Source organism: Streptomyces roseoverticillatus (assembly GCF_000719265.1).
Lineage (GTDB): Bacteria > Actinomycetota > Actinomycetes > Streptomycetales > Streptomycetaceae > Streptomyces > Streptomyces roseoverticillatus.
Genome location: NZ_JOFL01000012.1, coordinates 121065 through 136010 on the forward strand (window position 1 = coordinate 121065; position 14946 = coordinate 136010).

Below are 14946 nucleotides of genomic sequence, written 5' to 3' on the forward strand. Positions count from 1 at the left end.
GCGGCGGCGCGCAGGGTGTTCTTGCGGGAGGTGGAGGTGACGCTTCTCAACTCTGTCTCCTATGTGCGGGCCGTGAACTCACGTCCCTTTGAGGGGGGTTAGGGCAGCACGGGTTACGGCTGCCCGGTGGTGCAGGAGTGGTGCAGGAGTGGATTGAGGAGAGAGTGCCATCCCCTGACCGACATTGACAGGGGCGCAACAAGGATTTGATCTGCCGTTCTCCGAAACGCGGTTGATTGGTTCCGCTATGCGGTGAACTGGCCGAGGCTGGTCTGGACTTGAAATCCGCCGCATCTCAGTTCGAGGACGGTAGTTGTATGCGATCTGATGAGATTGCATACAAGCGGAGCGATGCGGACCGCTACGAGGCCGCCGCCAGGCTAGGGCCGGCGGCATCAAGGTGGCGTGAAGTCAGGCCAACGAGTTGATAAAGCCCGGGGGTGTCAGGGCAGCAGGCGCTGTTCCTTCGCCACGGCGACGGCGCCCGCCCGCGTGTCGACGCCCAACTTGTCGTAGATCCGCCCCAGATGGGTCTTCACCGTCGCCTCGCTGATGAACAGTGCGCGAGCAATCTCCCGGTTGCCCACCCCGCGGGCGAGTTGGCCGAGGATGTCCCGCTCGCGGTCCGTGAGTGAGGGCCGTGCCGCGCCGCGCGCCCGTGCCATGACGCGGCTCGCGACGGGCGGCGACAGCGTCGTACGCCCCTCGGCCGCCGCGCGGATGGCCGAGAACAGCTCCTCCGGGCGCTCGGCCTTCAGGAGATAGCCCGTCGCGCCGGCCTCGATGGCGCGGGTGATGTCGGCGTCCGTGTCGTACGTGGTGAGGACGAGGACGTACGGACCGCCGCGTTCCGCTCCTGCGGCTGCGCGGGGTGCGGTTGTTGGGGTCGTGTGACGTGAGTCCGTGCGGGTCGCGGCCTCCGTGACGATGCGGCGCGTCGCCTCGATCCCGTCCATGCCCGGCCCCAGTTGAAGGTCCATCAGGACGACGTCGGGACGCAGCCGGGCGGCCAGCGCGACCGCCTCCTCGCCGCCGCCCGCCTCGCCCACGACCTCGATGCCGGGCGCGCTGGCCAGCAGCGCCAGCAACCCGGCCCGGACGACGGCGTGGTCGTCGCACAGGAGGATGCGGATGCGGGCGGGAGGACGGGCTTCAGGGTCGGTCACTGAGGTTCCAATCGGTTACTGAGGTGCCAGGTCGGTCACTGAGGTGCCAGGGGAATGCACACGGAGACGACGGTGCCCTCGCCGGGCGCCGACTCGATGGTCAGGGTGCCGCCGAGCTGCCGCACGCGCGCCCGCATCGCGGGCAGGCCGTGCCCGCGCCCGCCGGCGGGGGAAGGGGGCGCGCCCGGCGCGAACCCGCGCCCGTCGTCGGCGACGTCGAGGACGACCTGGTCGCCGAGGTAGCTCAGGGTGAGGGCGGCCGTCGCCGCGCCCGCGTGCTCGCGGACGTTCGCCAGGGCGCCCTGGGCGATCCGCAGCAGCGCGGCCCGCGCTCCGTCCGGCAGCGCGACCGGGACCCCGTCGAGGTGGAAGAGCACGGGCGCCCCGGTCCCCTCGGCCGTCTCCGAGGCGGCCAGCGCCCGCAGCGCGTCCTCCAGCCGCGCGCCGCCGTCGAACTGCGGAGCGGCCAGGTCGTTGACGAACCGGCGGGTCTCGGCCAGGCCGCGGGCGGCGATGTCGGCGGCGGTACGGGTGTGGCGCCGGGCGGCCTCCGGATCCGCCTCCCAGGTCCGGTCCGCGGCCTGCAACAGCATGCGCTGGCTGGACAGGCCCTGGGCCAGGGTGTCGTGGATCTCCATCGACAGCCGCTGCCGCTCGGCCAGCGCCCCCTCGCGGCGCTCGGTCGCGGCCAGTTCGCGGCGCGTGCGGACCAGGTCGTCGATCAGGGCGCGCTGCCGCTCCGTCTGGCGCTGCGTGTGGAGGAAGACGGCGGTGGCGATCGCGGCCACGGCGGGCGGGGCGAGCACGAGGGTGGGGTCGAAGCCGTGCGGCAGCCGGAGCTGGGCCACCACGACCAGGCCGGTGAGGAAGGCGACCAGGAGGACGGCGGCGCGGGTGGGCAGCGTGCGCAGCCCCGTGTAGAGCAGCGGCACCGAGCACCACGCGAAGCTCGGCGCGAGCACGACGAGGACGACCCACGTCGCGACGACTGCGGCCAGCCACAGCAGCTGCGGCCGGGGGCGGGCGAAGGCCGGGCTCAGCACGTAGAGCAGGGCGAGCAGCACGCTGAGGACGGTGATCCACGGGGTGCGGGGCTCGCCCGGGTGCCGGATGAGGAAGCGGGCGAAGGAGGCGGAGAGGAGCAGGAAGAAGGCGGCGTGCATGACGAGGGCGAGGCGGCGGGCGCCGGGTTCGTCGCCGGGATCGGGGCCGGGGCCGTCGTCGAGGCCGTCGTCGGGAAGGGTCACCTCCTGTTCCTAACCCGCGCAGGGGCCTCTCGCATCAGCCGATCGGTTGACCCCGGGGGCAGCCGGGACGCCGATGCCGGGGCGCCCGCGGTCGCGAACGATGGAGGCACAAGCAACCACTGGCCTGTTGAGGAGCCGAAATGAAGTCTGCGAAGCCTGCGGAGTCCGCGGAGTCCGCGAAGTCCGTGCTGCGGAAGCTCTCCGTCCGGAGCCGGGTGCTCGTGGGTGCGGCAGGGGCGGCCGTCGTCGCGGCCGGTACGTTCGGCGCGGTCTCCGCGACCGCCTCGCCCGCGGCGGAGCGCCAGGCTCCGGTGTCCGTGGCCGGCGGCGGCGTGACCGAGTCCGCGCACCTGTCGGTGGACGCGGCGACGCGCGCCGCCCAGGCCGCCCTGGCCGCGGCGAAGAAGGAGGGCCAGAAGGTGTCCGTCGCGGTGGTCGACCGCAACGGCAACACGCTGGTGACCCTGCGCGGCGACGGCGCGGGTCCGCAGTCGTACGAGTCCGCCGTGCGGAAGGGCTTCACGGCCGTCTCCTGGAACGCTCCCACCTCGGAGCTCGTCAAGCGCCTCCAGAGCGTCCCGAACCTCAAGGACATCCCCGGCACGCTGTTCCTGCCGGGCGGCACGCCGGTCCAGGTCAAGGGCGCACCGGTGGCCGGGATCGGCGTGGCCGGGGCCCCGAGCGGCGACCTGGACGAGAAGTTCGCGCAGGCGGGCGCGGCGGCGCTGCGTTAACCTGCGGCGACGTACAGGGCAGGGGTCAGGGAGGGGCGCACATGCGGATCGTCACGGTGCCGGAGCCGGAGACTCCGCCGGAGCTGCGGGCCGGTGCCGAGGCCCTGCGCGAGCAGGCATGGCCCGGCGGCGGCCCCCACGACCCGGCCCTGCGGCCCGTCGCCATGCTGCTCGTCGCACCCGACGGCGGCGTACGGGCGGCCCTGGACATCCTCTCCAAGGAGATCACCCACGGTGGCCGGACGTACCGGGCGTCCGGCCTCAGCGCGGTCGTCACGGACACGGCACACCGCGGCAAGGGACACGGGCGGCAGCTGGTGGCCGCCGCCCGTGAGGTGATCGCCGCGAGCGGCGCGGACGTGGGACTCTTCACCTGCGACCGCCCGCTGCAGCCCTTCTACGAGAGCGCGGGCTGGCGGACCCTCCCCGGTGCGGTGCTGATCGGCGGCACGCCGCAGGACCCCTTCCCCAGCGACCAGCCCGGCTTCGACAAGGTCACCATGGGCGCGTTCTTCACGGCGCGGGCGCGCGCGGACGCGAACGCGGGCATCTTCGAACAGAGCCGCATCGAGCTCTACCCGGGTGAGATCGACCGTCTGTGGTGATCGACCGCCTGTGGTGACGGCCCTTTGAACCCCGGGACCGAACGCCGGGACCGAGCCCCGGGATCAGGTCGGCGGCCGGTCCTCGGGCCGGTCCTGAGTGCCCAACTGCTCGTTGAGCTTCTGCTGGGCAGTGTCGACCTGACTCTGGTACTTGTTCTGGGTCTTGGCGTCCAAGGCGTCGCCCGCCTTCTCGACACCCTGCCGAGCTGTGTCCTCATGGCCCTTGAGCAGGCCCTTGAGCTTGTCGAGCATGGACATGGCCGTCCTCCTGACGGATCGCTGACCCAACCAGCATCTCCGCATTCGGCGCGGCCCGCATCCGCGGCCATAGCCCTGGGCTTCACCCAGCGATTATCCGGGTCACCCGGTGCACCACCCCGTGGATCACCCGGTGCCTCACCCCGTGCTGGTGTATCCGCAGCTCCAGCACTTGTACACGCCATTGCCCATCTGCTGCATCATGTTCTGGCAGTTCGGACAGGCCAGGGCCAGGTGTTTCAGGGGGCCGCGGCGCCCAGCCCCTTGGGGCACACGGGGCATACGCCGCGCACGATCACCGGGGACGTCGCATCGCCGGGGTTCTCCGCCACGACGACGACCCGCAGGGGCCGCCGGCACCCCGGGCACAGCTCGGGCTCGCGGTCCCGGTCCCTGATCGCCGCGGCAAGAATGCGTTCGAGTGAGTCGCCGTCGTCCATGGTGCGTGAGTCCTGTCTCCACGGGTCCCCTCCTTGGGTACACCTACCCGCCCCGAAGAAGCCCAACTCCGCTGCTCAGCAGGTGGTTACGGAGTGTGCGCAACCGGTCGGTCGTGTGGTATGGCGGGCATGCTCCCCTTGGTTCTACCCAGCTTCGCCGTGCTCCCAGCCCGGCGCCGTCGCCATCACGAGCACGCCCGCCGGCGCGGTAGGGAACCGGCCGCCCCGGCGCCACGAACTGAGCTCCGAGCCGGGCCCGCCCCGGACCGCTCAGGCAGGGGCCGCCCCGCACCGTAGGGCGGCCCCTCGTCCTGCTCCTGCTACTGCCGTCAGACGTTGACGCCGAAGTCCTGGGCGATGCCCTGCAGGCCCGAGGCGTAGCCCTGGCCGACCGCGCGGAACTTCCAGTCCGCGCCGTTGCGGTAGAGCTCGCCGAAGACCATGGCGGTCTCGGTGGCGGCGTCCTCGCTCAGGTCGTAGCGGGCGAGCTCGGCGCCGCCGGCCTGGTTGACGATGCGGATGTAGGCGTTGCGGACCTGGCCGAAGTTCTGGCTGCGGGCCACCGCGTCGTAGATGGAGACCGGGAAGACGATCTTGTCGACGTCGGCCGGCAGGGCGGCGAGGTTGACGTTGATCGACTCGTCGTCGCCCTCGCCCTGACCGGTGGTGTTGTCACCGGTGTGGACGATGGACTGGTCCGGCGTCGACTTGTTGTTGAAGAAGACGAAGTGGGCGTCGGAGTAGACCCGGCCGCCCGCGTTCACGGCGATCGCGCTCGCGTCGAGGTCGAAGTCCGTGCCGGTGGTGGTGCGGACGTCCCAGCCGAGGCCGACCGTGACGGCCGTCAGGCCCGGGGCCTCCTTGGTGAGGGAGACGTTGCCGCCCTTGGACAGGCTTACAGCCATGGGAATTGTCCCTTTCTGGTCAGGTCTGCATCGGTTCTGCAGCGGCACCGCGGCACGCGGGTCACCGTCACCCTTGATAACGCTGTCCGGGGGCCCCGGGGTTCCATCCGGCTTTACCTTCTTTGCATAACCCTGACGCGCGCCCCGGCGCCACATCCCTGACGCCGCCCCGGCCCGTGGCGCAAAACGGCGTGACGTGTCCCCGTCGACGCGGGATCATGGGGGCATGTCCGGCCCCTACGTCATCCGCGGTTCGGTCTCCCTGCCGGAGGCCGAGCTCCAGTGGCGTTTCTCGCGTTCCTCCGGCCCCGGCGGCCAGCACGTCAACACCAGTGACAGCCAGGTCGAGCTGCGGTTCGACCTCGCGCGCACGGAAGCGCTGCCGGAGGTGTGGAAGGAGCGCGCCCTGGCGAAGCTCGCGGGCAGGCTCGTCGGCGGCGTCGTGACCGTACGGGCCTCCGAGCACCGCTCGCAGTGGCGCAACCGCGAGACCGCCGCCGTACGCCTCGCGTCGCTGCTCGCCGAGGCGACGGCGCCGCCGCCGAGGCCGCGCCGCGCCACGAAGATCCCGCGCGGCATCAACGAGCGGCGGCTGCGGCAGAAGAAGCAGCGCGCCGAGACCAAGCGGGGGCGCACCGGCAAGGATTGGACGTAGGGCGCCCGCCCAGCGCGTTTGCCAGGAGCCGCCGGCCCTTCATCCCAGCTGCCGGTACTTCCCCTTGAAGTACATCAGCGGCCCGCTCTCCGTGCTCGGCGCCGTCGCCGTCAGCACCCTGCCGATCACCAGCGTGTGGTCCCCGGCCGTCACCCGCTGCTCCGTCCGGCACTCCAGCGCCGACAGCGCGCCCCGTACGACGGGCGCGCCGGTGGCCGTCCCCGGGGCGTGGGGGATGTCCTCGAAGAGGAGCCGGTCGCTGATCCTCCCCTTCATCGCGAAGCGCCCGGCGACGTGCCGCTGGCTTTCGGAGAGGACGGACACCGCCCACAGCGGCTGCCGCTCCAGAAGGTCGTCCATACGGGAATCGTTGCGAACGCTCACCATGACGAGGGGGGGTTCGAGCGATACCGAAAGGAAAGCGGTCGCCGTCATTCCGACGTCCTCGCCGCGCGGACCGTGTTCCGGGTCGTGCGCGGTCACCAGCACCACGCCGGCGGCGAGGCGGGCGAGGGCGGCACGGAACTCATCGGCGCTCACCCCTTCAGGATGGGGTATGGCGGTCTCGTAGGGCTGAGTCGTCTGCAACACGCTGTGCACGCTAGCCCGCCCACGGCACCCCCGCATCGGGCTGCAGGACCAGTCGGGTCCTAGGTCGAAAGGGTGCCGGAGCCCTTCCGGAAGTTGTTCATATGAGTTCGGGAAGGCGATCGGATGAGTGTCTGTACGGTTCCGGATTTGCGTTCACGAAGCATAGGAACTTCTTACGCCGCCAGTAGCGGGACCTCATCACGCATTGTGACATGAGTCACAGAGGGGCGTAATTGTTGACCCTGTGTACCGAGTGGTCAGCTCGCTGTGATTCAGTGGCCGTGGTAAACGGACGACAAGAAGCCTGGAGTTGCTGTCGAGGTCTCGGGGGAGAGCGAAGATGGAGACCGAGTCGGAGCCGTATGTCCGCCTGGCCACGTTGCGCGGGCTGCATCAGGTGGTGGCCGATCTGAACACGGCGCGAAGTCTCGCGGACACCTTGCAGACCGTCGCGGACGGCATCGTCACCGGGCTCGGGTACGAGCTCTCCGCCGTCAATCTCGTACGGCCCGACGGTGATCTCGTCGTGGCCGCCGTCGCCGGCAGCGCCGGTGCCGAAGCGCTGATGGCCGGGCGGGTCGGCTCGCGCGTCTCGTGGGAGCGGCGGCTCGCCATGGCCGACCAGTGGGGCGCGCTGCGCTTCATCCCGTACACGGAGGGCTGGGTCCTCGACAACGACGACGTGCCCCAGTGGCACACCGCCGGGCCCGCCCCCCGCTTTCCGGACGAGTGGCACCCCATGGACCGCCTCTTCGCGCCCATGTACACGGCGGGGGCGGCGGGCGGCGAGCTCCTCGGCGTCATCTCCGTCGACAAGCCGCGCAACGGCCGCCGGCCCGGCGCCTGGGGCCGCGAGGCGCTGCAGATGTACGCCTTCCAGGCCGCCATCGCGATCAGCAACGCGCGCCTGCGGGCCAACATGCAGCGCGCCCTCGTCCGCCTGGAGCGCGAGCAGCAGGCCCTGCGGGCCAGTGAGGAAAGCTTCCGCCAGGCCTTCGAGTACGCGCCCAGCGGCATGGCCATCGCCGAGATGGGCGGCGACCAGCACGGCCGCCTGCACCGCACCAACGACGCCCTGTGCCGCCTCCTCGGCCGCTCCGCGTCCCAGATGCGCCGCTATTCGTTCTCCGACCTCGTCCACCCCGAGGACATCGGCACCCTCCTGCGCACCTCTGCCGAGGGCGGCCGGGCCGAGCTGCGGCTCGCGCGCCGCGACGGCACGTACGTGTGGGTGTCGCTGCGCAACTCGGTCGTGGCCGACGCCGCGGACGGGCCGCGCTTCCTGCTCACCCACGTCGAGGACATCGAGGAGCGCAAGCGGCACGAGCTGCAGCTGGCCCACCGCGCCAGCCACGACTCGCTCACCGGCCTGCCCAACAGCGCCGAGCTGCGCGCCCGGCTCAGCAGCCGGCTGTGCGGCCGGGCCCCGGGCAGCGAGCCGCACGCGGCCGCCGTGGCGGCCCCGTACGGCTGTCTCGACGGCTTCGCGGAGGTGGAGGGCGTCGAGGGACCGGCCGGCCCCGCCGCGTACGGGCAGGAGGGCTCCTACGCCCACGGCTTCGGCTCCGACTGCGGCCCGGACCACGCGCCGGACTGCGGGCCCGACTACGCCCCGGACGAGTTCGGCTGCGGCACGCACGACGGTGCCTACCCCGGGCATGTGCACGCCATAGCCCCGGCCGAGGACGTCCCCGACGACGGGACCAAGGGCCTGGCCGTCCTCTTCTGCGACCTCGACGGCTTCAAGGCCATCAACGACCGCTTCGGCCACCACACCGGCGACGCCGTCCTCATAGAGGTCGCCCGCCGCCTCAGCAACGGCGTCCGCGAGGGCGACACCGTCGCCCGGCTCGGCGGCGACGAGTTCGTCGTCCTCGCCGACGGCCTCACCCGGGCGGACGCGGAGGACCTCGCCGTCCGGCTGCGCAGCGCGATCCTCCCGCCGATCAGGGTTGACGGGCGGGCGGTCCGGGTAGGCGCGAGTTTCGGCATCGGCTGGGCGGGCTGCGGAATGTCCGCCGACGAGGTGCTGCACTCCGCCGACCAGCGCATGTACGTCGAAAAGCGGTCGCGTGCCAAGGCCGGTCGACGGGCAGGCTGAGGCCGGGCTGAGGCGGCCCACCGCGAGGTGTCGCCGCGTCGCGGTAGTCTTCGCCGAAACGCGGCACCGCCGCCTACCGTGAAATCGAACGCAAAGATTTGGCCAGTGGGCGATGGGCCCATGGGTTGGGAGTGACAGGGGATGACGGCCGGTAATAACGGCACGGGTACGCCGGAGAGCGAAGACCCGTTCGCGCACCTGTACCGCTCGGAGGGCGGCGGGTCCAACGAGAGCGCACCGGCCGCGCCGCAGCCGGGGGTTCCCCGCACTTCGTACAACCAGGTACGGACGGTCGGTTCGCGCCAGTACGGCCCACGCCAGCCGCAGCCGCCGCACGCCCAGCAGCCCGCGCCCCACTACGCGGCCCCGGAGACCCTGCCAGGCGGCGCCCCCCGCCAGCCGGCGACCCCGGGCCACGGTGGCGGCCACAGCGGCGGCTCCCGCCCGAAGCGGACCGGCCTGCTGGTCGCGGCGATAGCCGTGGTCGCGGTGGTGGCGGGCGGCATCACGGTGGCGATGCTGACCAACAGCGGCACGAGTGACGACCAGGGCAGCAACCAGGCGGCGTCCGGGGGCGAGCAGAAGGACCCCCAGGGCGAGGACAAGAAGAAGCCGTCCAAGGAGCCGGAGAAGAAGAACCAGCCGAGCAATCCGTCGGCGGCCGGCAACCTGAAGCGGGATGCGTCCACCCTGAAGCTGGTGGGTGGCGCGACCACGGACACTGTGGTCAAGGGCACCAAGTCCGAAAACGGGGCCTACGCAGTGGTCACCAACCAGTCGGGCTCCGGTGTCGAGTGGGAGGTCGAGGTTCCGTCGACCGGTGCCTACCGGCTGTACGTCCATTACGGCGTGCCCGGTCAGGACGCCAACCTCGCGGTCGACGTCAACGGCAAGACCAACACTCTGCCGATGCGCATGAAGATCTGGGGGGACGTGAAGCCGGGTGAATGGCCCCCCAACTGGCAGCAGAGCTGGACCCGCGTCGACCTGAACCAGGGCAAGAACACCATCAAGATGTACTGCGGCAGCGGAAGCGGCTGCGATTCGCACCTCGACCAGCTGTGGCTCACCAACGGCGGCTGACCGTCCGGAGGAACCCCGCCACCGTTTCCGTCATGGCGGCCCGCGCAGGGGCCAGATAGCTGCGCGGGTCCGTAGTGGAGGGATGGGCCTCCAGGAAGGCCCTTACCGTTCCTGTGAAGGCCTTGTTCAGGGCCGTGCCCACGTTGATTTTCGTCATTCCCGCCGCGACCGCGCGGCGGAGTTCCGCGTCCGGGACGCCTGACGAGCCGTGGAGGACCAGGGGGACTGGAACGGCGTTCCGGAGTTCCGTGATCAGGGCGTGGTCCAGGGTCGCCGTGCGGTTCGTCATCGCGTGGGTGCTGCCTACGGCCACCGCCAGGGCGTCGACGCCCGTGTCCGCCACGTAGGCCGCCGCCTCGGCCGGGTCGGTCCGTACGCCCGGCGTGTGCGCGTCGCCCGCCTTGCCGCCCACGCGGCCCAGTTCCGCCTCCACCCAGATGTCGCGCTCGTGGCCCCAACGAACCGCCTCCGCCGTCGCTTTGACGTTGTCTCCGTAAGAGAGCTTCGAGGCGTCGAACATGACCGAGGTGAAGCCGTGGGCGTGCGCCCGGCGCAGGAGCGCCTCGTCCTCCACGTGGTCCAGATGGAGGGACAGGCGCGCCGGCGAGGCGGTCGCGACCGCTGCTGCCGCCGCCGCGATGGGGCCCGGCTGCCCGCCGTGGAACTTCACGGCGTTCTCCGAGATCTGCAGCACGGCCGGCCTGCCCGCCGCCTCCGCGCCCGCGGCGATGGCTTCCGCGTGTTCGACCGTGATGACGTTGAAGGCGCATACGGCTGCGCCTTCGGACCGGGCTTCCGTGATGAGGTCGGCGGTGCGTACGAGGGGCATGTGCCTTGCCTTTCCGCTCGGTGGTCCCACGGCTTACGGGCGGTCAGGCACCGCCGGGCCGCGTCGTGGAGGCTTGTCGCCGCTGCGGCGGGCACGAGGGAGCGCGGCGCCCTCGACCGGGGGCGTCCTCACGCCGCCGTCACCTTCACCCGCGGCAGCACGTCCTCATACGTCTCGGCGTCGAACTCGCCCGCCGTGGGGGCCTTCACCGTGGCGGCGGCCAGGGCGACCGCCCGCGCCAGGCGGTCCGGCCAGGGCAGGCCGTCCAGCCATGCCGACAGGAGGCCGGCCGCGGCCGAGTCGCCCGCGCCCGTGGGGTTGCCGGTGAGGCGGTGGGGCGGGGTCGCGCGCCAGGTGCCGTCGGGGGTGACGGCGAGGACGCCCTCCGGGCCGAGGGTCGCGGCGATGGCGTGGGCGCCGCGGCGGCGGGCGTCGAGGGCCGCGCGCAGCGGCTCCGTGGAGCCGGTGAGCGCGGCGAGTTCGGCGGTGTTGGGGGTGACCAGGTCGGGGCGGGCGGCGATGCCGCGGCGCAGCGGTTCGCCGCTGGTGTCCAGCAGGACGGGGACGCGGGCGGCGCGCGCCTGCCGTACGAGATGGGCGTACGCCCCCACCGGCACGCCCGGCGGGAGGCTGCCGCACAGGGCGACGGCGCGGGCCTCGCGCAGGAGGCGCGCGTAGGTGTCCGTGAAGGAGGCCCACTCCTCGGCGGTGACGTCGGGGCCTGCCTCGTTGAGCTGGGTGGTGTCGCCGGTGGAGGCGTCCACGACGGCGACGGTGCGGCGGGTGGTGCCGATGATGGGGACGAGGCGGTCGGTGATGCGCCCGCCGTCGCCGGGGGCGGTCTCCGCGAGGAGCCGGCGCAGGGTCTCGCCCGTCGTGCCGCCGGCGAAGCCCGTGACCACGGTGGTGCGGCCGAGGGCGGCCAGGACGCGGGCCACGTTGACGCCCTTGCCGCCGGCCCGTTCGGCGGCGGTCGTGACGTGGTGCGACGCGTGCGGCTGCAGCCGCGGAACGCGATAGGTCAGATCGAGCGCTGCGTTGAGCGTGACCGTGAGGATCACCGGCGTTTCCCTCCCTTGACCGAAGAACCGTGACCGTCGACCGCGAGCGATCATGCCAAAACAGCGGCGGCAGGCCCAGACCTCGGGACTGCCGCCGCTGTTCCGGCCGGCGTGCGACCGCGCGTCAAGAGCGGGAGGAATCAGCGCACTTCGGGCTTGACCACCCAGTCGCCCTTGCGCATGACGCCCACCAGGTCGTACGAGGCGTCGAGAATGACCAGATCCGCATCCTTGCCGGGCTCCAGGGAGCCGACCCGGTCGGCCACGCCCAGCAGGCGCGCGGGGGTCGCGGAGAGGGCCCGTACGGCGTCGCCCACCGGCAGCTCGTCGATCGTCACCGCGCGCTTGAACGCCGTGTCCAGCGTCAGCGTCGAGCCCGCGATCGAGCCCGCCGTCGGGCCGTCGGCGATGCGGGCGACGCCGTCCTTGACCTCGACGCTCATCGGGCCGAGCGGGTACATGCCGTCGCTCATGCCGGCCGCGCCCATGGCGTCGGTGATGAACGCGACGCGGTCCGCGCCCGCCCGGGCGAAGGCCAGCTCCAGGACGGCGGGGTGCAGGTGCGTGCCGTCGTTGATCAGCTCCACGGTGACCCGGTCGTCCTCCAGGAGGGCCGCGATCGGGCCGGGCGCGCGGTGCATCAGCGACGGCATCGCGTTGAAGAGGTGCGTGGCGACCGTCGCGCCCGCCTCGATGGCGTCCAGGGTCGCCTCGTACGAGGAGTCCGTGTGGCCCACGGCCGCGATCACGCCGTGGTCGGCGAGGAGGCGGACCGACTCCAGGCCGCCCGCCAGCTCCGGGGCCAGCGTCATCATGCGGGCCGCACCGCGGGCCGCGTCGACGAGCTTGCGGACGTCCGCCGGGTGCGGGTCGCGCAGCAGCTCCGGCTGGTGGGCGCCGCAGCGGTGCGGGGAGATGAACGGGCCCTCGAAGTGGATGCCCGCCAGGTCGCCCTGCTCGGTCAGCTCGGACAGGGCGGCCGCCTGCCGGGCGAGGTCGTCCAGGTCGCCGGTGACGGTGGAGGCGACCATGGTCGTGGTGCCGTGCGCGCGGTGCGTGCGGATCGCCGTGAGGGCCTCTTCCGGGTCGCCCGCGGAGAAGGACGCGCCGCCGCCGCCGTGGACGTGCATGTCCACGAAGCCGGGGACGATCCAGTAGCCCTTTCCGGAGAGGTCGAGCGTCGCTTGCTCGGCGGACTCGTTCGCGGCGATCCGCCGGCCCTCGACCGTCACCCGCCCGTCCTCGACCACGCCGGTCGGCAGCACCACGCGGGCGCCGGCGAGAACCGTTCGTTCGACCATCAGGCGGAAACCTCCGTGAGGTGGGTGGTGAGCAGGTCCCAGGCGAGCAGGCCCGCGCCCAGGCAGCCGGCGGCGTCGCCGAGGGCGGCCGGGATGACGCGGGGGAGCCGCTGGAACGTCATGCGGTCCGCGACGGCTGCGCGCAGCGGTGCGAAGAGGGTGTCGCCGGCCTCGGCTAGGCCCCCGCCGACGATCAGCGTGCGGGGGTCGAGGAGGGTGTGGGCGATGACGAGGCCGTCCGCGAGGGCGTCGACGGCCTCCTGCCAGACGGCCCGGGCGCGGGGGTCGCCCGCTTCGACGGCGCGGGCGCAGTCCGCGGCGTCGGCGTCCGGGGTGCCGGACGCCTCCGCCCAGGCGCGGCTGACCGCGGCGGCCGAGGCGACCGTCTCCAGGCAGCCGCGGCCGCCGCAGCCGCACGGCCTGCCCGCCGGGCCGGGGCGTACGGCGATGTGGCCGATCTCGCCCGCGCAGCCGTGGGCGCCGGCCTCGATGCGGCCGTCGATGCCGATGGCTCCGGCGATGCCGGTGCCGAGGGCGACGAACAGGAAGCGGTCCGCGCCCTCGCCGGCGCCGAGGCGGCCCTCGGCGAGGCCGCCCGTGCGGACGTCGTGGCCGAGGGCCACGGGGGTGCCACCGAGGCGGCGGCTCAGCAGATCGCGCAGCGGGACGTCGCGCCAGCCGAGGTTGGCGGCGTAGACGGCGGTGCCGGCGGCTGCGTCCACGATGCCGGGCACGGCGAGGCCCGCGGCGGCCGCGGGCTCGCCGTAGGCGGCCTCGCCGGTGGCCGCGAGCTCGGCGGCGAACTCCAGGATCCCGGCGACCACGGCCTCCGGCCCCTGCTCGCGGCCCGTGGGGCGGCGGGCTTCGTGCAGCAGCTCGTGGTCCGGGCCGATCAGGGCGGCCTTGATGGCGGTGCCGCCGACGTCGAGCGCGATGACGTGTCTCACGGGGACAGTGTCGCGTGTCCCCGGTCGAAAGGTCTAGTCCACTCACCCGTGGGTGGGTGTTTCCCGGCGGAAGCGGAGGCGCGCGCCCGGCCCGCGTCACCCCTTCAAGATCACGCTCCGCGTCAGCCCCCTCGGAGTGTCCGGGTCGAGGCCCCGGGACTCCGCCACCGCCACCGCGAGCCGTTGGGCGCGGACCAGGTCCGCCATCGGGTCCAGGCGGCGGCCGTCCGACACGAGCACGCCGCCCGTGCGGGAGACGTCCGCCTCCAGGCCCGCCGGCGCGGCGCCCAGGATCCAGGCCACGCGGCCCGGGCCCGTGATCGACACCGGGCCGTGGCGGTACTCCATGGCCGGGTACGACTCCGTCCACGCCCCCGCCGCCTCGCGCATCTTCAGCGCCGCCTCCTGCGCGAGCCCGTACGCCCAGCCGCCACCCAGGAACGTCCACTGGTCCGCGGACAGTACCGCCCGCGGCAGCGGCTCGATCACTGCCGTCTCCGCGTCCGACGCCGCCTCCGCGAGCCGCTTCACGCCCTCCGGCAGCCGGCCCGCCGCCTCCAGGCCCGCCCGCAGGAACGCCAGCGCCGTCGTCGCGAACCGCGTCTGGACGACCGACTCCTCGTCCGCCCAGGCCAGGACCACCGCCTCGTCGGCCGCCCGCACCACCGGCGAGGTTGCGTCCGCGGTCAGCGCGAGCACCTCCCACCGCTCGCGCACCTCCTCGATCAGGTCGAGGACCTCCGTCGTCGTCCCCGACCGCGTGATCACCACCAGCCGGTCGTACGTCCGCGACACCGGGAACTCCGACGCCGGGAACGCGTCCGTCTCCCCCTGGCCGGAGGCCTCCCGCAGCGCCGCGTACGCCTGCGCCATGAACCACGACGTGCCGCAGCCGGTGACGGCCACCCGTTCCCCGGGCCGGGGGAGGCCCGCCGCGCTCGCCGCGGCCTCGGCCGCCCGTCGCCAGCAGCCGGGCTGCGTAGTGATCTCCAGAGAGGTGAGAGAGGGCTCGGACATGCGCTT

At 72.9% G+C, this 14946-nt stretch carries 16 protein-coding genes; 5 read left to right on the forward strand and 11 right to left on the reverse strand.

Going from position 1 to position 14946, the window contains the following annotated elements; all coding sequences use genetic code 11:
• Positions 1-443: 443 nt before the first annotated feature.
• Complete coding sequence (locus tag IF61_RS0116750; protein WP_030367202.1) at positions 444-1166, reverse strand: response regulator; 723 nt, start codon at positions 1164-1166, stop codon at positions 444-446.
• Positions 1167-1201: 35 nt separating this feature from the next.
• Positions 1202-2329, reverse strand: coding sequence for a sensor histidine kinase (locus IF61_RS0116755; protein ID WP_078660272.1), 1128 nt, complete (start codon positions 2327-2329; stop codon positions 1202-1204).
• A 272-nt stretch (positions 2330-2601) separates the two neighbouring features.
• Here IF61_RS0116755 and IF61_RS0116760 point away from each other — a divergent pair, with 272 nt between their 5' ends.
• The gene (locus tag IF61_RS0116760) at positions 2602-3147 is read left to right on the forward strand and encodes a GlcG/HbpS family heme-binding protein (protein WP_030367204.1); all 546 of its coding nucleotides are present in this window, start codon (positions 2602-2604) and stop codon (positions 3145-3147) included.
• 41 nt (positions 3148-3188) lie between these two features.
• The gene (locus IF61_RS0116765; RefSeq protein WP_030367205.1) at positions 3189-3752 is read left to right on the forward strand and encodes a GNAT family N-acetyltransferase; all 564 of its coding nucleotides are present in this window, start codon (positions 3189-3191) and stop codon (positions 3750-3752) included.
• 63 nt (positions 3753-3815) lie between these two features.
• Here the strand turns inward: IF61_RS0116765 and IF61_RS0116770 are convergent, their stop codons facing one another.
• From IF61_RS0116770 to IF61_RS0116785, 3 genes are all read right to left on the reverse strand, one after another.
• Positions 3816-4010, reverse strand: coding sequence for an antitoxin (locus IF61_RS0116770; protein ID WP_030367206.1), 195 nt, complete (start codon positions 4008-4010; stop codon positions 3816-3818).
• A gap of 239 nt (positions 4011-4249) precedes the next feature.
• The gene (locus tag IF61_RS0116780) at positions 4250-4450 is read right to left on the reverse strand and encodes a hypothetical protein (protein WP_030367207.1); all 201 of its coding nucleotides are present in this window, start codon (positions 4448-4450) and stop codon (positions 4250-4252) included.
• Positions 4451-4779: 329 nt separating this feature from the next.
• On the reverse strand, positions 4780-5355 hold the full coding sequence (locus IF61_RS0116785) for a TerD family protein (RefSeq protein ID WP_030367208.1): 576 nt from the start codon (positions 5353-5355) through the stop codon (positions 4780-4782).
• Positions 5356-5581: 226 nt separating this feature from the next.
• Here IF61_RS0116785 and arfB point away from each other — a divergent pair, with 226 nt between their 5' ends.
• The gene (arfB, locus tag IF61_RS0116790; RefSeq protein WP_030367209.1) at positions 5582-6010 is read left to right on the forward strand and encodes an alternative ribosome rescue aminoacyl-tRNA hydrolase ArfB; all 429 of its coding nucleotides are present in this window, start codon (positions 5582-5584) and stop codon (positions 6008-6010) included.
• A 39-nt stretch (positions 6011-6049) separates the two neighbouring features.
• Here the strand turns inward: arfB and IF61_RS0116795 are convergent, their stop codons facing one another.
• Positions 6050-6610 carry a flavin reductase family protein gene (locus tag IF61_RS0116795; protein WP_374206277.1) on the reverse strand — a complete coding sequence of 187 codons (561 nt, stop codon included), beginning with the start codon at positions 6608-6610 and terminating at the stop codon, positions 6050-6052.
• A gap of 331 nt (positions 6611-6941) precedes the next feature.
• Between IF61_RS0116795 and cdgB the strand changes: the two genes are divergently transcribed.
• A complete protein-coding gene (gene cdgB / locus IF61_RS0116800; protein WP_030367211.1) occupies positions 6942-8702 on the forward strand; it encodes a diguanylate cyclase CdgB in 1761 nt (586 codons plus the stop codon).
• A 141-nt stretch (positions 8703-8843) separates the two neighbouring features.
• Complete coding sequence (locus IF61_RS0116805) at positions 8844-9785, forward strand: carbohydrate-binding protein (RefSeq protein ID WP_030367212.1); 942 nt, start codon at positions 8844-8846, stop codon at positions 9783-9785.
• On the opposite strand, the gene IF61_RS0116810 is transcribed toward IF61_RS0116805, so the two are convergent.
• The 5 genes from IF61_RS0116810 to IF61_RS0116830 form a co-directional block, all read right to left on the reverse strand.
• Positions 9769-10614, reverse strand: coding sequence for a class II fructose-bisphosphate aldolase (locus IF61_RS0116810; RefSeq protein WP_030367213.1), 846 nt, complete (start codon positions 10612-10614; stop codon positions 9769-9771). The genes IF61_RS0116805 and IF61_RS0116810 overlap by 17 nt on opposite strands.
• A gap of 128 nt (positions 10615-10742) precedes the next feature.
• Positions 10743-11675, reverse strand: coding sequence for a 1-phosphofructokinase family hexose kinase (locus IF61_RS0116815; RefSeq protein WP_030367214.1), 933 nt, complete (start codon positions 11673-11675; stop codon positions 10743-10745).
• Positions 11676-11815: 140 nt separating this feature from the next.
• Positions 11816-12976: an N-acetylglucosamine-6-phosphate deacetylase gene (nagA, locus tag IF61_RS0116820; RefSeq protein ID WP_030367215.1), complete on the reverse strand. Its 1161-nt coding sequence runs from the start codon at positions 12974-12976 to the stop codon at positions 11816-11818.
• Complete coding sequence (locus tag IF61_RS0116825) at positions 12976-13923, reverse strand: ROK family protein (RefSeq protein WP_030367216.1); 948 nt, start codon at positions 13921-13923, stop codon at positions 12976-12978. The genes nagA and IF61_RS0116825 overlap by 1 nt, the downstream gene beginning before the upstream one ends.
• 96 nt (positions 13924-14019) lie before the next feature.
• Positions 14020-14940, reverse strand: a complete 921-nt coding sequence (locus tag IF61_RS0116830) for an SIS domain-containing protein (protein ID WP_030367217.1) — start codon at positions 14938-14940, stop codon at positions 14020-14022.
• Positions 14941-14946 lie beyond the last annotated feature (6 nt).

Coding starts and splice junctions, on each gene's coding strand:
- IF61_RS0116755 (WP_078660272.1), bottom strand. CDS start 2,329: ATGCACGCCGCCTTCTTCCTGCTCCTCTCCGCCTCCTTCGCCCGCTTC.
- IF61_RS0116765 (WP_030367205.1), top strand. CDS start 3,189: ATGCGGATCGTCACGGTGCCGGAGCCGGAGACTCCGCCGGAGCTGCGG.
- IF61_RS0116770 (WP_030367206.1), bottom strand. CDS start 4,010: ATGTCCATGCTCGACAAGCTCAAGGGCCTGCTCAAGGGCCATGAGGAC.
- IF61_RS0116780 (WP_030367207.1), bottom strand. CDS start 4,450: ATGGACGACGGCGACTCACTCGAACGCATTCTTGCCGCGGCGATCAGG.
- IF61_RS0116785 (WP_030367208.1), bottom strand. CDS start 5,355: ATGGCTGTAAGCCTGTCCAAGGGCGGCAACGTCTCCCTCACCAAGGAG.
- arfB (WP_030367209.1), top strand. CDS start 5,582: ATGTCCGGCCCCTACGTCATCCGCGGTTCGGTCTCCCTGCCGGAGGCC.
- cdgB (WP_030367211.1), top strand. CDS start 6,942: ATGGAGACCGAGTCGGAGCCGTATGTCCGCCTGGCCACGTTGCGCGGG.
- IF61_RS0116805 (WP_030367212.1), top strand. CDS start 8,844: ATGACGGCCGGTAATAACGGCACGGGTACGCCGGAGAGCGAAGACCCG.
- IF61_RS0116810 (WP_030367213.1), bottom strand. CDS start 10,614: ATGCCCCTCGTACGCACCGCCGACCTCATCACGGAAGCCCGGTCCGAA.
- nagA (WP_030367215.1), bottom strand. CDS start 12,976: ATGGTCGAACGAACGGTTCTCGCCGGCGCCCGCGTGGTGCTGCCGACC.
- IF61_RS0116830 (WP_030367217.1), bottom strand. CDS start 14,940: ATGTCCGAGCCCTCTCTCACCTCTCTGGAGATCACTACGCAGCCCGGC.